This is a genomic window from Aeromicrobium sp., from assembly GCF_037719875.1.
GTDB lineage: Bacteria > Actinomycetota > Actinomycetes > Propionibacteriales > Nocardioidaceae > Aeromicrobium.
On the sequence record NZ_JBBJMJ010000001.1, the window covers coordinates 1 to 21,141 of the forward strand.

Annotated in this window: 21 protein-coding genes; 14 read left to right on the forward strand and 7 right to left on the reverse strand. The window is 67.3% G+C overall.

Features of this window, described 5'->3' with window-relative positions:
- The 6 genes from WKF39_RS00005 to WKF39_RS00030 all read left to right on the forward strand — a co-directional run.
- On the forward strand, positions 1–736 hold a 736-nt coding region (locus WKF39_RS00005), incomplete at its 5' end, for a PhoH family protein (protein ID WP_340384667.1).
- A complete protein-coding gene (ybeY, locus tag WKF39_RS00010; protein WP_340384669.1) occupies positions 714–1,190 on the forward strand; it encodes an rRNA maturation RNase YbeY in 477 nt (158 codons plus the stop codon). The genes WKF39_RS00005 and ybeY, both read left to right, overlap by 23 nt.
- Before the next feature lie 10 nt (positions 1,191–1,200).
- The gene (locus WKF39_RS00015) at positions 1,201–2,508 is read left to right on the forward strand and encodes a hemolysin family protein (RefSeq protein WP_340384671.1); all 1,308 of its coding nucleotides are present in this window, start codon (positions 1,201–1,203) and stop codon (positions 2,506–2,508) included.
- Positions 2,492–2,821 carry a cytidine deaminase gene (locus WKF39_RS00020; protein ID WP_340384673.1) on the forward strand — a complete coding sequence of 110 codons (330 nt, stop codon included), beginning with the start codon at positions 2,492–2,494 and terminating at the stop codon, positions 2,819–2,821. The genes WKF39_RS00015 and WKF39_RS00020 overlap by 17 nt, the downstream gene beginning before the upstream one ends.
- A complete protein-coding gene (gene era, locus WKF39_RS00025; RefSeq protein ID WP_340384675.1) occupies positions 2,818–3,735 on the forward strand; it encodes a GTPase Era in 918 nt (305 codons plus the stop codon). Before WKF39_RS00020 ends, era begins: the two co-directional genes overlap by 4 nt.
- 1 nt (position 3,736) lies before the next feature.
- On the forward strand, positions 3,737–4,264 hold the full coding sequence (locus WKF39_RS00030) for a GNAT family protein (protein WP_340384677.1): 528 nt from the start codon (positions 3,737–3,739) through the stop codon (positions 4,262–4,264).
- 15 nt (positions 4,265–4,279) lie between these two features.
- On the opposite strand, the gene WKF39_RS00035 is transcribed toward WKF39_RS00030, so the two are convergent.
- Positions 4,280–5,584 (reverse strand): DUF222 domain-containing protein, encoded by a 1,305-nt coding sequence (locus WKF39_RS00035; protein WP_340384679.1) that lies wholly within the window; start codon positions 5,582–5,584, stop codon positions 4,280–4,282.
- Between the two features lie 113 nt (positions 5,585–5,697).
- A complete protein-coding gene (locus WKF39_RS00040; RefSeq protein ID WP_340384681.1) occupies positions 5,698–5,964 on the reverse strand; it encodes an acylphosphatase in 267 nt (88 codons plus the stop codon).
- Positions 5,965–6,040: 76 nt separating this feature from the next.
- Between WKF39_RS00040 and WKF39_RS00045 the strand changes: the two genes are divergently transcribed.
- Positions 6,041–7,060, forward strand: coding sequence for a PHP domain-containing protein (locus tag WKF39_RS00045; RefSeq protein WP_340384683.1), 1,020 nt, complete (start codon positions 6,041–6,043; stop codon positions 7,058–7,060).
- A gap of 2 nt (positions 7,061–7,062) precedes the next feature.
- Here WKF39_RS00045 and WKF39_RS00050 read toward each other — a convergent pair whose 3' ends face one another.
- Both WKF39_RS00050 and WKF39_RS00055 read right to left on the reverse strand, forming a co-directional pair.
- The gene (locus tag WKF39_RS00050; RefSeq protein ID WP_340384685.1) at positions 7,063–7,788 is read right to left on the reverse strand and encodes a hypothetical protein; all 726 of its coding nucleotides are present in this window, start codon (positions 7,786–7,788) and stop codon (positions 7,063–7,065) included.
- Between the two features lie 118 nt (positions 7,789–7,906).
- Positions 7,907–8,359: a hypothetical protein gene (locus WKF39_RS00055; RefSeq protein ID WP_340384688.1), complete on the reverse strand. Its 453-nt coding sequence runs from the start codon at positions 8,357–8,359 to the stop codon at positions 7,907–7,909.
- A gap of 136 nt (positions 8,360–8,495) precedes the next feature.
- On the opposite strand from WKF39_RS00055, the gene WKF39_RS00060 reads away from it, so the two are divergent.
- The 4 genes from WKF39_RS00060 to WKF39_RS00075 are packed head-to-tail and all read left to right on the forward strand — an operon-like array spanning position 8,496 to position 13,500.
- The gene (locus WKF39_RS00060; protein ID WP_340384690.1) at positions 8,496–9,434 is read left to right on the forward strand and encodes an AAA family ATPase; all 939 of its coding nucleotides are present in this window, start codon (positions 8,496–8,498) and stop codon (positions 9,432–9,434) included.
- Positions 9,435–9,439: 5 nt separating this feature from the next.
- Positions 9,440–10,702, forward strand: coding sequence for a DUF58 domain-containing protein (locus WKF39_RS00065; RefSeq protein ID WP_340384692.1), 1,263 nt, complete (start codon positions 9,440–9,442; stop codon positions 10,700–10,702).
- Positions 10,689–12,908 carry a DUF3488 and transglutaminase-like domain-containing protein gene (locus WKF39_RS00070; protein WP_340384694.1) on the forward strand — a complete coding sequence of 740 codons (2,220 nt, stop codon included), beginning with the start codon at positions 10,689–10,691 and terminating at the stop codon, positions 12,906–12,908. The genes WKF39_RS00065 and WKF39_RS00070 overlap by 14 nt, the downstream gene beginning before the upstream one ends.
- 10 nt (positions 12,909–12,918) lie before the next feature.
- Positions 12,919–13,500 carry a GrpB family protein gene (locus WKF39_RS00075; RefSeq protein WP_340384696.1) on the forward strand — a complete coding sequence of 194 codons (582 nt, stop codon included), beginning with the start codon at positions 12,919–12,921 and terminating at the stop codon, positions 13,498–13,500.
- Here the strand turns inward: WKF39_RS00075 and WKF39_RS00080 are convergent.
- Positions 13,447–14,469 carry a glutathione S-transferase C-terminal domain-containing protein gene (locus tag WKF39_RS00080; protein ID WP_340384698.1) on the reverse strand — a complete coding sequence of 341 codons (1,023 nt, stop codon included), beginning with the start codon at positions 14,467–14,469 and terminating at the stop codon, positions 13,447–13,449. The genes WKF39_RS00075 and WKF39_RS00080 overlap by 54 nt on opposite strands.
- Before the next feature lie 140 nt (positions 14,470–14,609).
- On the opposite strand from WKF39_RS00080, the gene leuA reads away from it, so the two are divergent.
- Positions 14,610–16,340, forward strand: a complete 1,731-nt coding sequence (leuA, locus tag WKF39_RS00085; protein ID WP_340384700.1) for a 2-isopropylmalate synthase — start codon at positions 14,610–14,612, stop codon at positions 16,338–16,340.
- 4 nt (positions 16,341–16,344) lie between these two features.
- On the opposite strand, the gene glpK (WKF39_RS00090) is transcribed toward leuA, so the two are convergent.
- On the reverse strand, positions 16,345–17,853 hold the full coding sequence (gene glpK, locus WKF39_RS00090) for a glycerol kinase GlpK (RefSeq protein WP_340384702.1): 1,509 nt from the start codon (positions 17,851–17,853) through the stop codon (positions 16,345–16,347).
- Positions 17,850–18,608, reverse strand: coding sequence for an IclR family transcriptional regulator (locus WKF39_RS00095; protein ID WP_340384704.1), 759 nt, complete (start codon positions 18,606–18,608; stop codon positions 17,850–17,852). The genes glpK (WKF39_RS00090) and WKF39_RS00095 overlap by 4 nt, the downstream gene beginning before the upstream one ends.
- A gap of 119 nt (positions 18,609–18,727) precedes the next feature.
- Here WKF39_RS00095 and WKF39_RS00100 point away from each other — a divergent pair, with 119 nt between their 5' ends.
- Both WKF39_RS00100 and glpK (WKF39_RS00105) read left to right on the forward strand, forming a co-directional pair.
- Positions 18,728–19,561 (forward strand): MIP/aquaporin family protein, encoded by an 834-nt coding sequence (locus tag WKF39_RS00100; RefSeq protein WP_340384705.1) that lies wholly within the window; start codon positions 18,728–18,730, stop codon positions 19,559–19,561.
- A gap of 42 nt (positions 19,562–19,603) precedes the next feature.
- On the forward strand, positions 19,604–21,121 hold the full coding sequence (gene glpK / locus WKF39_RS00105; protein WP_340384706.1) for a glycerol kinase GlpK: 1,518 nt from the start codon (positions 19,604–19,606) through the stop codon (positions 21,119–21,121).
- Positions 21,122–21,141: the final 20 nt, after the last annotated feature.

Sequence of the window (21,141 nt, forward strand, 5' to 3'; positions counted from 1 at the left end):
GCTCACCGAGACCGAGGAGAAGCCGGCTGAGGTCCTGAGCCTCAACATCTTGTCCAGCCGCGGCCGCACGATTCGGCCCAAGACGGTCAACCAGAAGCGCTATGTCGATGCGATCGACAAGCACACCATCGTGTTCGGCATCGGCCCGGCTGGCACCGGCAAGACCTATCTCGCGATGGCCAAGGCCGTCCAGGCGCTGCAGGCCAAGGAGGTCACCCGCATCATCTTGACCCGGCCCGCAGTCGAGGCCGGAGAGCACCTCGGGTTCCTTCCTGGGACGCTCGGAGAAAAGATCGACCCCTATCTCCGGCCGCTCTACGACGCCCTGCACGACATGATCGACCCCGAGTCGATCCCCAAGCTGCTCGCGTCGGGTGTCATCGAGGTGGCCCCGCTTGCCTACATGCGCGGTCGCACGCTCAACGACGCGTTCATCATCCTCGACGAGGCGCAGAACACGACTCAGGAGCAGATGAAGATGTTCCTGACCCGCCTCGGCTTCGGCTCGAAGATGGTCGTGACCGGAGACGTCACCCAGGTCGATCTTCCCTCCAGCGCCAAGAGCGGGCTGCGCGTCGTCCAGGGCATCCTCGACGATGTGCGCGACATCCACTTCTCGCGGCTGACCGCGCAGGACGTCGTGCGCCACAAGCTGGTTGGGCGAATCGTCGCCGCCTACGACGAGTTCGAGACCGAAGCGGGTGCAGACACCCATGAACGTCGACGTACTCAATGAGTCCGGTGTCGACGTCGATGTCGTCGGCCTGACCCGGCTGTGCCGCTTCACGATGCGGCGGATGCGACTTCATCCTGCGACCGAGCTGACCGTCCGGCTCATCGACTCCGACACCATCGCCGTGCTCAACGAGCAGTGGATGGGCAAGAAGGGTCCGACCGACGTCCTGTCGTTCCCGATGGACGAGCTCACGCCGGGGCGTGATGGTGCCGAGAGCCCGGAGGGCTATCTCGGCGACATCGCCCTCTGCCCGCAGGTCGCCGAGCAGCAGGCGCCGGCAGCCGGGCACACGGCACAGGACGAGATCGACCTGTTGACCGTCCATGGCATCCTGCACCTCCTCGGCTATGACCACGCGGAGCCCGAGGAGCACCAGGCGATGTTCGGCATCCAGGGACGGCTGCTGCTGGAGTGGCAGCAGGCCGCCGCGGGCAAGGATCCCGAGCAGCCGTGACGGGCCCACGATGAGCTGGCTACCGATCACGGTCTCGGTGGCCCTCGCGCTGGTTGCAGGCCTCCTGGCCAGCGTCGACGCCGCCATCTCGGCATTCTCCAAGGCCCGCGCCGAGGAGCTCGAGGACCATGGCCGCGGTGGCGCCGGGCGACTCGTGCGCATCCTCGAGGACCCCGCGGCCTATCTCAACTCGGTCCTGCTCGTACGCATCCTCGCCGAGACCTCGAGTGTCGTGCTGGTTGCCCTCGTGGTCGCCGACGAGGTGGATGGCCTGTGGCGACGCTTCGCCGTCGCGGTGGCGATCATGGTCGTGGTCAGCTTCGTCCTGATCGGCGTCGGCCCCCGTACGCTCGGCCGTCAACACTCCGAGTCGGTCGCGCTCGCGTCGGCACTGCCGGTCATCGGCCTGACGCGCCTGCTCGGCCCGCTCCCGCAGACGCTGATCCTCCTCGGCAACGCTGTGACGCCGGGCAAGGGGTTCCGCGAGGGCCCGTTTGCCTCGGAGGTAGAGGTTCGTGAGCTGGTCGACCTGGCCGCCGCGAGCTCGATCATCGAGTCCGACGAGGGCAAGATGCTGCAGTCAGTCTTCGAGCTCGGAGAGACGATCGCGCGCGAGGTCATGGTGCCGCGCACCGACCTGGTGTTCATCGAACGCCACAAGACGCTGCGTCAGGCCATGTCACTGGCGCTTCGCAGCGGCTACTCCCGCATACCGGTCATCGGTGAAAATCTCGATGACGTCGTCGGGATGGCCTACCTCAAGGACATCACCAAGCGGGTGTTCGACAACCAGATCGCCGAGACGACCGAGCGGATCGACTCGATAGCGCGGCCGTGCCTCTTCGTGCCGGACACCAAGCACGCCGACGATCTGCTCAAGGAGATGCAGGCCGAACGCATGCACGTCGCGATTGTCGTCGATGAGTTCGGTGGCACCTCAGGCATGATCACGATCGAGGACATCGTCGAGGAGATCGTGGGTGAGATCACCGATGAGTACGACACCGAGCCCGACGAGAGCGAGCAGCTGGGTGACGGCTCGTGGCGGCTCAGCTCGAGGTTCGAGGTCGACGACCTCGAGGATCTCTTCGACATCCCGATCGACGACGAGGACGTCGACTCCGTCGGCGGTCTGATGGCCAAGCACCTCGGCAAGGTCCCGATCCGGGGGAGCGTCGTCGTGCTCGAGGGCCTGCGGTTCGAGGCCGAGGGACCCTCCGGCCGGCGCAACCGCATAGGCCGCGTGCTCGTCAGTCGACTCGACCAGCACACAGACGTTGACGCATCGAAAGGTTCGGACCATGGAACTCAGTCCTGAGGACGCCAAGCTGGTGACACTCGCGCGTGCTTCGAGGGCGCGCGTCGGAGCTGCGGAGGGCGCGGCGGTGCGTGACCTCGACGGTCGCACCTACGCCGCGTCGACGGTGCGGCTCGAATCGCTGCAGATCGAGGCACTCGATCTCGCTGTTGCGATGGCCGTCTGCTCGGGGGCGAAGGGTCTCGAGGGCGCGGCGGTCATCACCGAGTCAGGCTCGCCCAGCACGTCGTCCGTACGCGATCTGGGTGGGCCCGGCATCAGCGTCTTCGTGGCTGACCCCAGCGGCGTCGTGGGATCGGTGCGTGAGTCGTGAGCGGGTTCTCATCGGGATTCGCCTGCTTCGTCGGGCGACCCAACGCCGGCAAGTCCACACTGACCAATGCCCTGGTCGGCGGCAAGATCGCGATCACCTCGTCCAAGCCGCAGACGACGCGGCACGCGATCCGGGGGCTGGTCAACCGCGACAACGCGCAGCTGATCCTGATCGACACCCCCGGTCTGCACAAACCGCACACGCTCCTCGGTGAGCGCCTCAACGCGCTGGTCCGCTCGACCTGGTCGGAGGTCGACACGATCGGCATGTGCCTGCCGGCCAACGAGACCGTCGGCGAAGGCGACAAGTTCCTGATCCGTGAGCTTGCGCAGATCCGCAACAAACCGGTGTTCGCGATCGCGACCAAGACCGATCTGGTCAAGCCCGACAAGCTCCGCGACCACCTGCTCCAGATCCAGCAGGCCGGCATCGACGCCGGTCTGCAGTGGCAGGAGATCATCCCGGTCTCGGCCGTGGCCGGCGACCAGGTCGACCTGCTCGCCGATCTGCTGATCGGCACCCTCCCGGCGGGGCCGGCGCTCTATCCCGAGGGGCAGCTGACCGATGAGCCGGAGGAGACACTGATCGCGGAGATCATTCGTGAGGCGGCGCTCGAGGGCGTACGCGACGAGCTCCCGCACTCGATCGCGGTCGTCGTGGACGAGATGGTCCCCAGGGCCGACCGGCCCGAGGACAAGCCGCTGATCGACGTCAGGGTCAACGTCTATGTCGAGCGGGACAGCCAAAAGGGCATCATCATCGGCAAGCAGGGTGCCCGGCTGCGGGAGATCGGCACCGACTCTCGCTCGCAGATCGAGAAGCTGCTCGGAACGCCGGTGTTCCTCGACCTGCACGTCAAGGTCGCCAAGGAGTGGCAGCGTGACCCCAAACAGCTCCGCAAGCTCGGATTCTGACGTGGACATCATCCAGCCGGTCATCGAGGTCGGCACCCTGCGGCTGCGCGATTTCACCACTGCCGACGTCGAGCTGGTCAACTCCGCGTCGAACGACCTGCTGATCCCGCTGACGACCTCGGTGCCGTCGACACCGGGCGAGGCCGAGGCGCGCGACTACATTGCCCGGCAGAACAGCCGGCTGCCGTCCGGCGTCGGCTATTCGTTCGCCATCGCGCGGACCTGCGACGACCTGGCTGTGGGTTACATCGGCCTGACCTATGTCGAGCACGGCCGGGCCTCGATCGGCTACTGGATCGGGCCAGACCATCGTGGTCAGGGCTATGCCGCACTGGCTCTTCGGGCGCTGGGCGAATGGGCGCTGACCGGGCTGTCGCTCCCGCGGCTCGAGCTCTACGTCGAGCCCTGGAACGAGGCCTCCGGCCGTACGGCCTTGGCTGCCGGCTTCGAGCGCGAGGGCCTGCTCCGTTCGTGGCAGGTCGTCGGCGACACTCGCCGCGACATGTGGATGTATTCACGGGTCAGCTGACTCCCGGATCGGTCGTCAGGCTGCGCGGGGTTGGAGCTTGGTGTGGCGGGCGTGGCGTAGTGGCCGTTGGTGGGGGTCGATGCGCTCGGGTGGGATGACCTCGATGACGCCGTCGGGGGCGAGCCGGGCGTGCCAGTCGGCGTCGTGGAGGAGGTGGTGGTGGATGAAGCAGAATAGGGCGCCGTTGTCGACAGTGGTCGGTCCGCCCCCGGCATAGGGTTCGGGGTGGTGAACCTCGCACCAGGCGGGTGGTCGTTCGCAGCCTTTCCAGCAGCATCCGCCGTCGCGTTTGACGATGGCGTGCCGTTGATGACGATCGTGCAGGCGGCGGGTTGGCGCCATGTCGAGGATCGTGGAGTCGCCGCCCATGACGACGGGGATGATGCCAGCGTTGCAAGCCAGTCGGCGGGCCTCGCCGGCGGAAATCTCGTCGCCGGTCGACAGCCCGGCTGTGCCGAGCCCGGATATGAGGGTGTCCAGGCTGGTCTCGATCGTGACGACAGCTGGCAGACCACCGGCTTGGGGCAGGGCGGCGGTCGGAAGGTGCTCGATGAGCTCGAGGAATGCCCACCCGATCCGTTGATCGTGGTGAGGGTGGCCCAGAGCGGGGTCGCCGTGCGGGCCACGGCCGTCCGGATCGATGCGGTGTGCCCGACGACGCGGCGAGGCCAGCCCTTCGAGAGCAGTCCGGAGCATTGCGCCCTGGGCGGTGGGGATCTGGCCCTTGAGTTGGGTCGTGCCGTGGCCGTCGTCCCGCATGATGAGCCGGGCGCCGTCGAAGGCACGCTTCTCCTGCTCGGCGAGCTGCCGACCGATGATCTCCTCGGCGCCGTCGGGGTCCAGGACCTCCACGACATGATTGCCGAGCCGGCGAAGATCCTCGATCGTCAGGTGGGGAGCGTGTTGGAGCATCACCTGCTCGGCGTCACGGCGCTCTTCTTCGCCGAACCAGTCCGGCAGTGCTTCGATCGCCCGGATGATCACACCGGCCTGCTCGGTCGTGATGCTCCCGTGTGACCACGCTGAGCGGGTCGGCTCCGCGTCGCAGACCGGGACTCGCGACAACGCCACCAGCTTGGCAGCGTCGGTCCGCGAGATGCCGGCGATCTTTGCCAGCCACGCCGTCGTGGACGTGCATCCGTCCTCGCGCGGCATGTCACGGTCCTCGGCTGCAGACGCCAACCTGGTTGCAAGCTCCTCGAGCCCGGCTCGCGCCCGGAAGACCACCTCGGCCAGTCCGCGGATCTCATCATTGCTCAGGCACCACGGTTCGAGCGCGCTGGTGTCATCCGGCAAGGACGACAGCTGCTCGATGATCATGGTCTCCCGATCGACTAGAACGTATGTTCGAGTCTATCTCGGGCCCGCGGCCGGGTCAAGAGAATCAGTCGATGAATTGTCTGCTATTGCAGGAGTATCTGGCGGACACCTCTTCAGCGCACACTGAAGTCGGACAGCCCCCGCGGATCCTCCTCGGTCACCTCGACGTTCTCCACAACGGCCTGGGGCGGGCCGTGGCCGGACCAGGCGACCATCGTCATGACGGCATCGCGGTCGCCCTCGAAGACGGCCTCGACCGCACCATCGGGTCGGTTCGACACCCAGCCACGGACCCCTTGTGCCCATGCCTCGTCACGGCAGGAGGCGCGGAAGAACACACCTTGGACGGTGCCACGCACCACGACGCGTCGACGGATCATCACTCCAGCGTATTAGGCTCCCGGCGTTGACAGGCTGCTCACGCGTCACACGTACCACGTGGGGTAGGGAGGACATATGGATGCAGTCGCGGCGCTGAAGGAGATCGGGTTCTGGCTCGAGCGGGAACAGGCCAAGTCCTACCGGGTCGAGGCATTCCGCAAGGCCGCGGCCGCGATCGACCACCTCGAGTCCGATGAGCTCGCGACTCAGCTGCGCGACGGACGTCTGAAGCGGATCAAGGGGATCGGTGACCGTACGTTCGGGATCATCGGCCAGGTCGTCGCAGGCGAGGTGCCGGACTACCTGGTTGATCTGCGCGCACGGGGCGAGGGGCCGCTCGCACCCGGGGGCGCGGAGCTGCGGGCCAAGCTGAGGGGCGACCTGCACAGCCACTCCGACTGGTCCGATGGTGGCTCCTCGATCCAGGAGATGGCTCGCGCGGCGCGCTGGCGCGGACGGGAGTACCAGGTCCTGACCGACCACTCGCCACGCCTCACGATCGCCAACGGGCTCACCGCCGAGCGGCTCGCCGAGCAGCTCGACATCGTGACCGAGGTCGATGCCGAGCAGGACGACTTCCGGCTGCTGAGCGGCATCGAGGTCGACATCCTCGATGACGGAGCGCTCGACCAGACCGACGAGATGCTCGGGCGGCTCGACGTCGTCGTGGCCAGCGTGCACTCCAAGCTCAAGATGGATCGCGACGCGATGACCAGACGCATGGTCACGGCGATCAGCAATCCACACACCAATGTGCTCGGCCATTGCACGGGTCGGCTCGTGGCGGGCGGGCGCGGCGCCCGCGATGAGTCACGCTTCGACCCGGAGATCGTGTTCGCCGCGTGCGAGAAGTTCGACGTCGCGGTCGAGATCAACTCCCGGCCCGAGCGGCGTGACCCGCCGCGCCGGCTGATCGAGATGGCGCTCGACTACGGGTGCCTGTTCGCAATCAACACCGACGCACATGCACCGGGGCAGCTCGACTTCCTCGACTACGGTGCCGAGCGGGCGGCGGCCAACCAGGTCCCGGCCGCACGCATCGTCACGACCTGGCCCGTCGAGCGGCTGCTCGAGTGGTCCCACGCCAAGCGCTGAGGTCAGCCGAGACTGTCGGCGAGCTCGCGGATCTGGTCGGAGTCGATATCACGGGCGATGCGACCGGTCACCGCGTCGTAGACGTCGATCAATCCGGCGAGATCGTTGACCATGCGCCGAGCCCGTGCCGGCTCGTTGCCGCAATCCGCGCGGCACTCTCCTGACGCGGCCACGAGGTGTGCGATGACGAGGGCCTTGGTGGCGTGGGCCTCGGCGGGCCCGAGCTCGGGGGACATCACAAAGGCCAACACCTGCGACGCGCCCCGATGGAACTCGGTGTGGGCCGCGTCGAGCTCACCGGTACGGCGAGGAAACGCCATCGCCTCGTCAAGGGCGTCGCGTACGTCGTCGGCAGCGCCATCGCGACCCAGCCACGACGTGGCCTGTTCGATGGCATGAGTGACGGGGCTGCGTGTGCCAGGCTCCAGCAGCGCGGCAACCTGATGCGCCTGCGCGATGCGAAGCCTCGTCCGCAGCTCCGGCGAGTCCTCAGTGGTGCCGAACAGCCGGCCGATCAGCGGCACGAGTCTCGTACGGTCGCCGTCACGCAGCAGATCGTTGGTCGTGCGGGCCTCGTGGGCGAGTATCGGATGGGTGCACTCGGGGCGGTCGCTCCACTCCTCGCCGGCGAGCAGCGAGACATACTCCATGACGCAGGCCTCGCCGTGATCGGAGTCGTGCGAGCCGGCGGACAGCGTCGGCAGGGAGTCGGGGATGTCGATCATCACGGTCTCCATTGTGGCGCGCGAGTCAAGCCGGACGATCCAGTAGCGTCCCCCTACCAGTGACACTCTGGACCAGCTAGACGTCGACATCGTCGTGCTGCCTGCCCGGCCGGTGTGTTGGTCAGTCCATCAGGGTCGCGGCGACGGTGCCGCCAAGCTCGTACGCGGCTTCGAGGTGCGCTTGGTCAGGATCGCCGAGGAAGCACAGCGGTTCGGCGATCCGCCGCCACTTGAGTCCGGTGGTGATCGACTCCATCGCGCGCTCGGCACCGCTGGTGTCGCTGCGGCCGTGTATGTAGTAGCCGAACGGGCGATTCGTCGTCTCTCGGCTCGCGACGTCGAAGGTCGTGTCGAAGAAGTGCTTGACGGCTCCGGAGATGTAGCCGATGTTCGCCGACGTGCCGACGATGTAGCCGTCGGCTTCCAACACATCGTCAATGGTCGCCTCCAGGGCCGGTCGTGCGAGCACCTGAACGCCCTCGATCGCGTCGTCCGAGGCTCCCGCGACAACAGCGTCGAGGATGCTCTGCAGGTTCGGTGAGGGGGAGTGGTGGACGATCAGCAGCCGGGCCATGGGCCGGACAGTATCAACCGGGCCCGTCACGCCACGTGATTCTGGACGGCGACCGGCTGTCGATGGCCTCCGGCGAGTCGTCCCAGGTACACCGCGACAACACTGCGCATTTGTGCCGATGTGCCTACCATCACATATGGAGTTCGAGACGGTTGCTCGTGCGATTCTCGCCAACATCGAGAAGGTCATCGATGGCAAGCCCGAGGCCGCAGAGGCCGCGCTGGTCGTGTTTCTCGCCGAGGGGCACCTGCTCATCGAGGATGTCCCCGGCGTGGGCAAGACGGTCCTCGCCAAGGCGCTGGGACGCTCGGTCAGCTGCTCGGTGCGGCGCATCCAGTTCACGCCCGACCTCCTGCCATCGGACATCACCGGCGTCTCGGTCTACAACCAGGCCGACCGGGAGTTCGAGTTCAAGCCCGGCGCGGTGTTCGCCAACATCGTGATCGGCGATGAGATCAATCGCGCTTCGCCCAAGACGCAGTCCGCTCTCCTCGAGGCGATGGAGGAGCGGCAGGTCACGGTCGACGGCACGACCTACGTGCTGGCGAGCCCGTTCTCGGTCGTCGCGACGCAGAATCCCTATGAGATGGAGGGCACGTACGCCCTGCCGGAGGCCCAGCGCGACCGCTTCATGGCCCGCATCTCGATGGGCTATCCCGACTCGCGGGCAGAGCTCGCCATGGTGCAGGGTCGCGACGCCGAGAACCCCTTCGACGAGCTCGAGTCCGTGGCCTCGATCGAGGACGTGCAGGCCATGATCGCGACGGCCCGAGCGATCTATGTGTCTCCGGCCGTCGAGCAGTATGCCGTCGACATCGCGCAGGCGACCCGGATCGATCCCGATCTCCGGCTCGGTGCTAGCCCACGCGCGACGCTCCAGCTCGTGAGGGCCGCCAAGGCCCGCGCGGCCGTGCAGGGGCGCGACTACGTGCTGCCGGACGACATCGACGCACTCGTGCCGGTCGTGCTGCCGCACCGACTGATCCCGATGCGAGGAGCCTCCAGCGCTGACGATGTCGTCGCCCGCATCGTCGCGAACACCCCGGTCCCGGCCGGCGCCGTGCAGCCGAGCTGAACGACATGCCGACCGACAGCTCTACCGGCCGTATTCGCCGCGCTGCGAGCTCCGTCGTCCTCACCTCGCGTGGTGGGGGGTTCCTGTGCGCGGCCATCGTGACCTTCATCGCCGCTCCGATCCTCTCCCTCCCGGCCCTGCTCTATGTGACAGGCCTGATGCTCGCGCTCGTGATCTTCTCGGCCGTGTTCGTGTTCGTCGGCCATTCGCGCGTACGCATCGAGCGCTCGTTCACCCCCCAGGTCGTGCCGCCAGGGGAGATGACCCACGCGACCTTGCGCATCACCAACCTGTCGGTGCTGCCGTGCCTCGAGGCGAGGTGGTCCGACGACCTGCCCCACGGGATCTCCGGCGACGCGGGCGGCATCCTGCCGGCGCTCGGCGGCAGCCACAGCCGCGACTCGCGGGCCTCGTTCTCGTATGCCCTGCAGGGGCTGCGGCGTGGGCTCCATCCGATCGGGCCGCTTCGGGTCAACGTGCTCGACCCCTTCGGCCTGGTCTTTCGTCGACACTCCTTCGGAGAGCCAGGGCTGTTGACCGTGCTGCCACGCAGGGTGGATCTGCGCCCCATCGCCCCGCGAGGGACGAGCGAGGACGGGGCCACCCGACCGGCTCCCCAGCACGTCGGACTCGGTGAGGATGACGTCATCGCCCGGAGCTATCTGCCGGGTGATGCCATGAAGCGACTGCACTGGAAGGCGACTGCGCACCGCGGCGAGCTGATGGTCCGCCAGGAGGAGCAGCAGCTCACCCCGCGGGCGGCGGTGTTCCTCGACTGTGAGCCGGTCGGCCAGGGCACGGCACGCGATCGTCAGGGCGATTGGGAGTACTCCTCTTCGTTCGAGTGGTCCATCGTCGCGGCGGCCTCGATCACGACGCACCTCGTCAGGGCCGGCTACGTCGTGATCTTCCAGTCCAACGGCACGTCGATCGACCACTTCATCGCAGGCGGCGAGGACACCCTCGAGGATGCGATGGTCGACCTCGCGGTCGTCGCGCCGGAAGTGCGCGACAATGATCGCCGGGTCGTCCCGGAGCGCGCAGCGTTCGTCGTGCTGGGCCGGCCCAGCGTCGAGCGCGCCCAGCACTGGGCGAGCCACTTGGCGACATCACGCACGGTGCTCGCGCTCGTGGCCGCCAACACCTCGCCCGAAGCTCTCGGCGTCCTCGACGACGCGCGGTGGCGGATCGTGACCTATCGCCCGGGCGACGACATCGGGTCGCTGTGGACCGAATTCGACGGAGCGCGTGCTCATGCTCCGGGCTGAGCCGGCGACCCGGCGCGGCACCGCCCGCACGGTACGCGACACGTGGCTCGACCACGTCATCATCGCCCTGGCTTTCGCGCTGCTCCTCTCGGGCTTCCGCAGCATCGTGTCGGGCACCGACTGGTGGATCACCACGGTCCTCGTGGCGACCCTCGCCGGGCTGACCTGCGCCGTCCTACGAGCGGTCGGAATGCGCTGGGTCGCACCGGTTGCCCTCCTGGTCGAGCTGCTCGCGCTGGCGTGGATCTTCGTCCCCGAGACCCTGCTCGTCTTCGTCCCCACGATCGACACGTTCCGCGGGCTCGGCAGCCTGGCGTCCGCGGCGCAGGAGATCATCGTCGAGGAGCAGGCGCCGGTCGCCGCGGCCAGACCGGTCGTGCTCCTCATCGCCAGCTCGTTCGGCCTGCTCGTGATCGTTGCGGACACGCTGCTCGCCAGCCGGCGAGCAGCCGCCGCGATCGGTGTCCTGTTGGTGGCGGTCTTTGCGACCCCCGCCCTGATCTCGGGCGACACCCCGTCGGTATGGCTTTTCGTCGCGGTCGCGGCCCTGTGGTTGGTGATCCTGCGATCGCGGACGACTCTTGGCAACGGGGCCATCCGGCGGCAGGGGGGACCGGCAGTGGTCCTCGCGACGGCCGCACTCGCGGCGGCCGTGGCGTTCCCGATCATCTCGCCGGACGTCAGTGCGGTCGCGGCATCGTGGGGCAAGCCTCCGGCCGCGGTGTTCGGACGGGGAATCAACCCGATGCTCGAGCTGGGCCAGAATCTTCGGCGCAACGGCACCTCGACCGCCCTGACATACACGACGGGGCTCGACGAAGCTCCCTACCTCAAGGTCGCGACGCTCCGCGACTTCACCGGCAAGACCTGGCGGCCCGGCTCGAACGGACGACTCGGTGCCCTTGAGGGCGAGTTCGCGATCGATCCCAACATCAGCGCCGAAAGGGTGTCGACCACCATCACGATCAGGAACCTGCGTAGCGACATGCTCCCGGTGCCCTATCCGCTCTATGAGGTCTCCGGACTCGACGGCCGGTGGGTGCGGGACAAGTTCGGGCTGACGTTGACCTCGAGGAACGACGACACTCGCGGGCAGAAGTATTCCGTCACGAGCCTGGACGTGCGGCCGACCGCCAACCAGATGCGCGCGCTGTCGACCGATGTCGGCATCCAGCTGAAGGATGAGGTCGCACTCCCCAAGAGGATTCCGGCAGTCATCGAGGAGACGGCTCGCGAGGTGACGGCCGACGCCGACAACCAGTACGACCGGGTGTTGGCGCTGCAGGACTATCTCCGCGACGGAGGGTTCACCTACTCCGAGACCGCCCCGGTCGCCGAGGACTACGACGGCAACGGGGTCGACGTCATCGCAGAGTTCCTCGACAAGAAGTCCGGATACTGCGTGCACTTCTCCTCGGCGATGGCCGTCATGGCGCGGACCCTGGACATCCCCTCGCGGATTGCGGTCGGCTATGCACCCGGCAGCGTCGACTCGATCAGGAGCGGTCGCAACGTCTACGAAGCCACCTCCGACGACCTCCACGCCTGGACCGAGATCTATTTCGAGGGCGCGGGGTGGATCAAGTTCGAGCCCACCCCGGGTGTCGGCTCGGCGACCGCGTTCAAGGAGCCCGGATCCTCGGCGACTGCACCCGAGGATGGCGAGGTACGGGATCCCGAGCAACTCGCCGCCCCTGAGGGAGCCAACCGGTTCGACAGCACGACCCAGACCAGCACGCAGTCCTCGCAGACCGCTCCCCGCACGGCGCTGATCACGGTCGCTGGACTGGTCGTCCTGCTGGGCGCCCCGTGGCTGATTCGGCGGTCGCGGCGTCGCTGGCGGCTCAGTCATGCCGACACCTCGATCGAACCGATCTGGCGCGAGCTCGAGGACACCGCCCGTGACTTCGGCGTCGCCTTCTCGCTCTCGGAGACACCGCGTGGATTCGCCGGACGACTCAGTGAGAGACGCGGAATCGACCAGGAGGCGTTGGACCGGTTGCTCAGGCGGGTCGAGCGGGCCCGATTTGCGCGGGCCGCGGCGCAGGATGGCGATGGTGTGGACGACCTGCGCGCTGTGATCGCGTCGCTGGAGGTGGATGCGACCCGGCAGGAGCGGTGGCGAGCGATCGCGCTGCCGAGGTCACTGTCCGGACGCCGGTCCTACACGTCCAGCGCGAGCGCACCCGTCCCGCTCGCGACCTAGGCAGGTCAGCATGCGCCCACCGCATCACGACGTCGAGCTGGTCGGCGGCCGGGAGAAGCGCGACATCATCATCGTGGATCATGACCCGACCTGGACCGATCGCTTCGATATTGAGCGGACGCGCATCCTGAACGCCTTGGGCGATCTGGCCCTCCGGATCGACCACATCGGCTCGACAAGCGTGCCGGGTCTCGCTGCCAAGCCGATCATCGACATCGACCTGAGCGTTGCCGATCCGGAAGACGAGCCCGCCTTTCTCCCCGATCTGGAGGAGGCAGGCTATGCCCTGCGAGTCCGTGAGGCTGGGCACCGCATGCTGCGCACCCCAGAGCTGGACGTGCACCTCCACGTCTGTGCAGTCGGCAGTGACTGGGAGTGGCGACACCTCGTGTTCCGCGACTGGCTTCGCACACATCCAGCTGACCGACAACGCTATGAAGACGTCAAGAGAGCCCTCTCAGATCGCGAGTGGGATGACATGAATGACTATGCCGACGCCAAGACCGAGGTCATCGTTGACATCATGCGTCGCGCCGGCTCAGCGCTCGGTCAGGGGCGCCGATCCATTGCCGAACGGCCGGCCGCCGAGTGACTCGCGGTGGTGGGGCGTCAGCCACACGGCGGGCTCGGGCCCCATCGGCACGATCCCGGTGGGATTGATGTCGGCGTGCACGACGTAGTAGTGGCGCTTGATCTGGTCGAAGTCGATCGTCTCGCCGAAGCCGGGGGTCTGGAAGAGGTCGCGAGCGTAGGCCCACAGGACCGGCATCTCGACGAGCTTTTGCCGGTTGCACTTGAAGTGTCCGTGATAGACCGCGTCGAACCTGGCCAGCGTGGTGAACAGGCGTACGTCGGCCTCGGTGATGGTGTCGCCCATCAGGAACCTTCGCGTCGCGAGCCGCTCCTCCAACCAGTCCATCGCGGTCCACAGGCGGTCGTAGGCGGATTCGTATGCCTCCTGCGATCCGGCGAAACCGCAGCGGTAGACCCCGTAGTTGACCTCGGTGAAGATCCGCTTCATGACGTCGTCCATCTCGTCACGGAGATCGGCGGGCCACAGATCTGGGGCGCCCTCCCGGTGGAAGTCGGTCCACTCTGTTGCGAAGTCATGCGTGATCGAGGGGAAGTCGTTGGTCACGACCTGGCCGGTCGGTACGTCCACGATCGCCGGCACCGTGATGCCGCGAGGGTAGTCGGGGTAGCGGGCGAGGTAGGCCTCCTGGATGCGCTCGATCCCGAGCACCGGGTCGACCCCGTCGGGGTCGAGATCGAAGGTCCAGCTGCGTTCATCGTGGGTCGGGCCGCAGTAACCGATCGAGATGGCGTCCTCGAGCCCGAGCAGCCTCCGGACGATGATCGAGCGGTTGGCCCAGGGGCACGCGCGGGCAACGATCAGCCGGTAGCGCCCAGGCTCGACCGGCCAGGTTGGGGGCGCCTCCCGCGAGCCCAGCGACGGGGGGACGCGCGCATCGCGGGTGATCCGGTCCGGGATGTAGTCCATGTCCCGGTCGAACTCCTTGCCCGGTTCGACGTAGGAACCCGCAGGGGTCTCAGTGTTCATGCTGCTAGCCTAGGCACATCATGCTGAATCAGCGCCTGCTCCTTCTCTGCCGCGTCGAGGTCCTCTAGGTCGGACCCCTCGGCGCGGAGTTTGTCGCGTACCGGCCGCACATCAGCCAGACAGACACCCCGAGGATGCAGATGAACGCGTACGTCAACACCCCACAGAAGACCAGTGGCATGCCGGTCGGGCGCTACACGCCATTCGTGCCGATCGACCTGCCCGACCGGACGTGGCCGGCCAGGACGATCTCGGACGCGCCGCGCTGGTGCGCCGTCGACCTCCGCGACGGCAACCAGGCCCTGATCGACCCGATGACGCCGGCGCGCAAGCTGGCGATGTTCCAGCTGCTCGTGAGGATGGGATACAAGGAGATCGAGGTCGGGTTTCCCAGTGCCAGCCAGACCGACTTCGACTTCGTGCGTCAGCTGGTCGACGGCGGCCACATACCCGACGATGTCGTGATCCAGGTGCTGACGCAGTGCCGCGAACCCCTGATCGATCGGACCTTCGAGTCGTTGGTCGGTGCCAAGCAGGCCATCGTGCACTTCTACAACTCGACCTCGACCCTGCAGCGCCGCGTCGTCTTCGGCCTCGACAAGGACGGCATCACTGACATCGCGACGCAGGGTGCACGACTGTGCATGAAGTACGCCGAGATCCACACGCCGGACACGAAGATCTCCTACGAGTACTCGCCGGAGTCCTACACCGGGACCGAGCTCGACTATGCCCTCGAGGTCTGCAGCAAGGTCATCGAGGTCATCGATCCCACCCCGGACTGGCCGTTGATCATCAACCTTCCTGCGACCGTCGAGATGGCGACCCCCAACGTCTATGCCGACTCGATCGAGTGGATGCACCGCAACCTGCCCCGCCGCGACAGTGTCGTGCTGTCGCTGCACCCCCACAACGACCGGGGAACCGGCGTCGCCGCCGCCGAGCTGGGCTACCTGGCCGGTGCCGACCGCATCGAGGGCTGCCTGTTCGGCAATGGTGAGCGCACCGGCAACGTCTGCCTCGTCACGCTGGGGCTCAACCTGTTCAGCCAGGGCGTCGACCCGCAGATCGACTTCCGCGACATCGACTCGATCCGGCGCACAGTGGAGTACTGCAACGAGCTGCCGGTCCCCGAGCGTCACCCCTACGGCGGCGATCTGGTCTACACCGCGTTCAGCGGCTCACACCAGGACGCCATCAAGAAGGGACTGGAGGCGTTGGCCAAGGAGGCTGCCGAGCAGGGCACGCATGTCGATGAGATGCCGTGGGCCGTCCCTTACCTGCCGATCGATCCCAAGGACGTCGGACGTACGTACGAGGCCGTGATCCGGGTCAACAGCCAGTCGGGCAAGGGCGGTGTCGCGTACATCCTGAAGAACGACCACCAGCTCGACTTGCCGCGTCGCCTCCAGATCGAGTTCAGCCAGGTCGTCCAGGTGCTGACCGAGGGAGAGGCCGGCGAGATCGAGCCCAACGAGATCTGGGCCGCGTTCCAGCGCGAGTATCTCGACATCGAGGAGCCCTATCTCCTGCAGAGCTACACCTCGGTGACGACCGCGGACGGTGGTGACCAGCAGGTCGTGACGTTGCGCGTTCGCGGCGATGTCCAGGAGTTCACCGGGGTCGGCAACGGACCGGTGGCGGCGTTCGTCGACGGCATGCGCCAGGCCGGTGCCGACATCAGCGTGCTCGACTACTCCGAGCACGCGTTGTCGGCCGGCGGCGACTCGCTCGCCGCTGCCTATGTCGAGTGCGACGTCGCCGGCGAGACCGTGTGGGGGGTGGGCATCCACGCCAACATCGTGACGGCGTCGCTGCGCGCTGTGGTGTCCGCGGCCAACCGCGCGGTCGCCCAGACCATCCCGGCCTGACGACTCACCGGGCGGGCTCGACCCAGCCGAGTGCGTGCCCGACGGCGCGGTTCCATTGCGCCGCCTCTCGGGTGCGTTCTGCAGGATCCATCTGCGGACGCCACACCGCGGCGACGTGGCGGTGGTGTCGCAGGGCGGCGAGGTCGGACCAGTAGCCGACGGTGAGCCCGGCGGCGTAAGCGGCGCCGAGGCACACCGTCTCGGAGACGAGCGGACGCTCGACCTTCGCGTCGAGGACATCGGCGACCAGCTGCATCAGCAGGTGGTTGGAGGTCATGCCGCCGTCGACCCGCAGGGTGTCGAGCGAGAGGCCGAGATCGCGGCGGATCGCCTCGACCACCTCCCACGTCTGCCAGGCCGTCGCCTCGAGCGCCGCCCGGGCCAGGTGGGCCTTGGTCACGAATGAGGTGAGGCCGACGATGACCCCTCGGGCATCCTGGTCCCATCGTGGGGCATACAGCCCCGAGAACGCCGGGACGATGTAGCAGCCGCCGTTGTGGTCGACCGAGCTCGCCAAGGTCTCGATCTGGGGTGCGGTCGGGATGATCTCGAGGGCATCCCGCAACCACTGGACGAGCGAGCCGGCCATCGCGATCGAGCCCTCGACCGCATAGACCGGGGCGTCGTCACCCAGCGCGTACGCAATCGTCGGCAGAACCGAGGGTCCCGGCGTCGGCCGATCGCTGCCGGCGTTGATCAGCAGGAACGCGCCCGTGCCATAGGTGCACTTGGCATCGCCCGGTTCGAAGCAGGTCTGGCCGAACAGGGCGGCCTGCTGGTCACCGAGCGCGCCCGCGATCGGCACCCCGGCCAACGGCGCGACGCAGGTCCCGTAGATCTCGGCATTGGAGCGGATGCTCGGCAGGACATCTCGCGGGATGTCGAGCAGGTCGAGCATGGAGTCGTCCCACTGGCCGGTCGACAGGTCCATCAGCATGGTGCGGCTGGCATTCGTCACATCCGTGACGTGGACCCCGCCGTCGACACCGCCGGTCAAGTTCCAGATCAGCCAGCTCTCCATCGTCCCGAAGAGCAGCTCGCCGGCCTCCGCACGGTCCCGCAACCCGCGCCGGTGGTCCAGCAGCCAGCGAAGGCGCGGCCCGGCGAAGTACGTGCGCGGCTGCAGGCCGGTGACGGCCATGACCTGTTCTGTCGTGCCCCGGGCGACGAGGTCGTCGACGATCGCCGACGTACGCGTGTCCTGCCACGTGATCGCGGGTGCGACCGACCGGCCGGTGACCCGATCCCAGACGACCGTGGTCTCCCGTTGGTTGGCGATCCCGAGCGCCGCGACCCGGTCGTGACCGAGGCCGGCCTGGGCAAGGGCTTCGGGGACGAGCCGCTGCACGTCTCGCCAGATCTCGTCGGCGTCCTGCTGGGCCCAACCCGGTCGGGGAAAGGCCTGGCGGTGCTCTCGCTGGGCCAGCGAACGGGTGCGACCCTGACGGTCGAAGATCATGCACCGCGTCGAGGTGGTGCCCTGGTCGATCCCGGCGACGACGGTGTCGATCATGGCCGGAGCCCCAGTGAGCGCGAGATCGATGCCGCGGTGTCGAGCGTCGCCTCGACGATGGAATCCCGCGGTGGCCCGGCGTGGCGATAGACCTCCTCGACCGGACCGGTGACCCCCAGCGCCCCCACGCCGATGCCGCCATAGCCACGCAGCGGCACCGCGACCGCACCGATCCCCGCGGTCAGCTCGCCACCCTCGGAGGCCCAACCGCGAGCGCGTATGCGGTGCATCTCCGCGTCGAACGCGGCGCGGCTGATCAGGGTGCGGCGGGTGTAGCGCTCCAGCTGTCGAGGAGCGGTCGGTGTGCCGGCCACGAAGCCAAGCATGACCTTGCCGAGTGCGCTGGCATGGAAGGGGAGGACCTCGCCGATTCTCAGCTCCTGTGGGGCGTCGCCGGGGCGGAAGACGTGGTGGACGATTCGAGCGCCGTCCTGATCGGGGAAGCCGATGTGCACCTCGAGGCGGGTGCGCGAAGCGAGGGCGTCGGACCAGTTCATGGCGTGTGAGCGCAGGTCGTGGGGGTCGAGACCTGACTCGTGCAGGTTGCGCACTCCCTCGCCGAGGGAGTAGTCGGACGTCGCGCGATCCTGGTGGACGAATCCGACATCGCGCAGCGTGCGGACGAGCCCGAACACCGTGGGCTTGGGAAGATCGAGGGCGTCGGCGATCTCGGAGAGCCGCAACGGGCGACCCGCCCCACCGAGGATCCGCAGCACGGCCGCAGCGCGTTCGACGGACTGGATGGCACCGGGCACGACACGACAGTATGCGAGCTGTTCGGCGATGTCGAACGGTCGGGGTTGAGCAAGGTCATACCGTCCCCTAGCGTCGGTCTGGACGGCGACCGACTGTCAGATATCGGGGGAAAGACCATATGAAGAAGAACAACCTCTGGGGTGAGGTCTGGGCCGAGATGCTGGGCACGATGGTGCTCATCTTGTTCGGGACAGGCGTCGTCGCGCAGGTCGTGACCGGCGATGGCGCGCAAGGCGATCACGACTCGATCGCGTGGGCATGGGGCATCGGCGTGACGCTCGGCATCTATGTCGCGGCTCGGATCTCGGGGGCGCACCTCAATCCGGCAGTCACGATCGCCCTCGCGGCGTTCAAGGGATTCGAGTGGCGCAAGGTCGCGCCCTACATCGCAGCGCAGGTCGTCGGCGCCTTCGTTGCTGCGCTGATCGTTCGCGCGACGTATGCCGATCTGATCGCCACGATCGATCCGGACCACACGTACGACACGCAGGGCATCTTCTCGACGTCACCGACCGCTGGGGTCTCGATCCCGTCGGCCTTCCTCGACCAGATCGTCGGCACGGCGATCCTGGTCTTCGTGATCTTCGCCCTGACGACGGCGGCCAACAACCCGCCAATGGCCAACATCGGCCCGGTCGTCGTCGGCCTGCTGGTCGTCGGACTGGGCATGGCGTTCGGTGGAAACGCCGGCTACGCCATCAACCCGGCTCGTGACTTCGGTCCGCGTCTCGCCTCGTGGCTGACCGGTTACGGAGACGCGTGGCTGAGCACGAGTGGCAGTCATCCGCTCTACTTCTGGCTGCCGATCGTCGCCCCGATCATCGGCGGCCTGATCGGTGGAGCGATGTTCAAGTACCTCATTGAGAATCACCTGCCCGATGAGCCCGAGGCAATCACGGTGTCCGAACCCATCCAGGAGGGGCCCCGCCAGGTCACGGACACGCAAGCATGACCGATCCACACACCCACATCCCCACCAACGAAGGGCACGTTCATGGCTGAGTACGTAGGTTCAATCGACCAGGGCACGACGAGCACACGCTTCATGATCTTCGACCACAGCGGCAACGAGGTCGCCCGCCACCAGCTCGAGCACGAACAGATCCTGCCGCAGGCCGGCTGGGTCGAGCACAACCCGGCCGAGATCTGGGAGCGCACATCGGCGGTCATCCAGACCGCCCTGACCAAGGCAGGACTGGGTCCTGACGACCTGGTGGCGCTGGGCATCACCAACCAGCGCGAGACCACCGTCGTGTGGAACAAGAACACCGGCCGTCCCTACTACAACGCCATCGTGTGGCAGGACACCCGGACCGACCGGATCGCAACTGCTCTGGACCGCGACGAGCGCGGCAATATCATCCGACGCAAGGCCGGGCTGCCGCCGGCGACCTACTTCTCCGGTGGCAAGATCCAGTGGATCCTGGAGAACGTCGACGGAGTGCGTGAGGCGGCTGACAAGGGTGAGGCGATCTTCGGCAACACCGACAGCTGGATCATCTGGAACCTGACCGGCGGCCGCAACGGCGGTGTCCACGTCACCGACCCGACCAATGCGAGCCGGACGATGCTGATGGACCTCGAGACCCTCGAGTGGGACGACGAGCTGCTCGGCTTCTTCGACATCCCGCGTGCCATGCTGCCCGAGATCAAGCCTTCCTCGACGACCGAGCCCTACGGCATGACTCTCGAGAACGGGCCGTTCGGCGGCGAGGTGCCGATCACCGGGATCCTCGGGGACCAGCAGGCAGCCACGGTCGGTCAGGTCTGCTTCGCGCCCGGCGAGGCCAAGAACACCTACGGCACCGGCAACTTCATGCTGCTCAACACCGGCACGGAGCTGGTGCGCAGCGAGGCGGGACTGCTCTCGACGGTCTGCTACCAGTTCGGCGACGACAAGCCGGTCTATGCCCTCGAGGGTTCGATCGCGGTCACCGGTTCGGCAGTCCAGTGGCTGCGCGATCAGCTCGGCATCATCTCCGGAGCGGCCCAGTCCGAGTCGCTCGCGCGTCAGGTCGACGACAACGGCGGTGTCTACTTCGTGCCGGCGTTCTCGGGCCTCTTCGCTCCCTACTGGCGTTCGGACGCGCGCGGAGCAATCGTGGGTCTGTCGCGGTTCAACACCAACGCCCACCTGGCACGGGCGACGTTGGAAGCGATCTGCTATCAGTCGCGCGATGTCGCCGAGGCGATGGAGAAGGACTCCGGGGTCGTGCTCGAGGTGCTCAAGGTCGACGGCGGAGTCACGGCCAACGAGCTCTGCATGCAGATCCAGTCCGACGTCCTCGGCGTCACGGTCAGCCGCCCGGTGGTCGCAGAGACCACGGCTCTCGGTGCCGCGTATGCCGCAGGGTTGGCGGTGGGCTTCTGGGCCTCGACCGACGAGCTCCGCGAAAACTGGAACGAGTCCACGCGGTGGGAGCCGGAATGGACCGACGAGCAGCGTGAGACCGGCTATGCGCAGTGGAAGAAGGCCGTCGAGCGGACCCTCGACTGGGTCGACGTCAGCTAACCGGACCGGTCAGTCCGCAC

Excerpts from the sequence above, each read along its gene's own strand:
- ybeY (WP_340384669.1), top strand. The coding sequence starts at position 714 with ATGAACGTCGACGTACTCAATGAGTCCGGTGTCGACGTCGATGTCGTC.
- WKF39_RS00015 (WP_340384671.1), top strand. The coding sequence starts at position 1,201 with ATGAGCTGGCTACCGATCACGGTCTCGGTGGCCCTCGCGCTGGTTGCA.
- WKF39_RS00020 (WP_340384673.1), top strand. The coding sequence starts at position 2,492 with ATGGAACTCAGTCCTGAGGACGCCAAGCTGGTGACACTCGCGCGTGCT.
- WKF39_RS00035 (WP_340384679.1), bottom strand. The coding sequence starts at position 5,584 with ATGATCATCGAGCAGCTGTCGTCCTTGCCGGATGACACCAGCGCGCTC.
- WKF39_RS00040 (WP_340384681.1), bottom strand. The coding sequence starts at position 5,964 with ATGATCCGTCGACGCGTCGTGGTGCGTGGCACCGTCCAAGGTGTGTTC.
- WKF39_RS00045 (WP_340384683.1), top strand. The coding sequence starts at position 6,041 with ATGGATGCAGTCGCGGCGCTGAAGGAGATCGGGTTCTGGCTCGAGCGG.
- WKF39_RS00055 (WP_340384688.1), bottom strand. The coding sequence starts at position 8,359 with ATGGCCCGGCTGCTGATCGTCCACCACTCCCCCTCACCGAACCTGCAG.
- WKF39_RS00060 (WP_340384690.1), top strand. The coding sequence starts at position 8,496 with ATGGAGTTCGAGACGGTTGCTCGTGCGATTCTCGCCAACATCGAGAAG.
- WKF39_RS00065 (WP_340384692.1), top strand. The coding sequence starts at position 9,440 with ATGCCGACCGACAGCTCTACCGGCCGTATTCGCCGCGCTGCGAGCTCC.
- WKF39_RS00070 (WP_340384694.1), top strand. The coding sequence starts at position 10,689 with ATGCTCCGGGCTGAGCCGGCGACCCGGCGCGGCACCGCCCGCACGGTA.
- WKF39_RS00075 (WP_340384696.1), top strand. The coding sequence starts at position 12,919 with ATGCGCCCACCGCATCACGACGTCGAGCTGGTCGGCGGCCGGGAGAAG.
- WKF39_RS00080 (WP_340384698.1), bottom strand. The coding sequence starts at position 14,469 with ATGAACACTGAGACCCCTGCGGGTTCCTACGTCGAACCGGGCAAGGAG.
- leuA (WP_340384700.1), top strand. The coding sequence starts at position 14,610 with ATGAACGCGTACGTCAACACCCCACAGAAGACCAGTGGCATGCCGGTC.
- glpK (WP_340384702.1), bottom strand. The coding sequence starts at position 17,853 with ATGATCGACACCGTCGTCGCCGGGATCGACCAGGGCACCACCTCGACG.
- WKF39_RS00100 (WP_340384705.1), top strand. The coding sequence starts at position 18,728 with ATGAAGAAGAACAACCTCTGGGGTGAGGTCTGGGCCGAGATGCTGGGC.
- glpK (WP_340384706.1), top strand. The coding sequence starts at position 19,604 with ATGGCTGAGTACGTAGGTTCAATCGACCAGGGCACGACGAGCACACGC.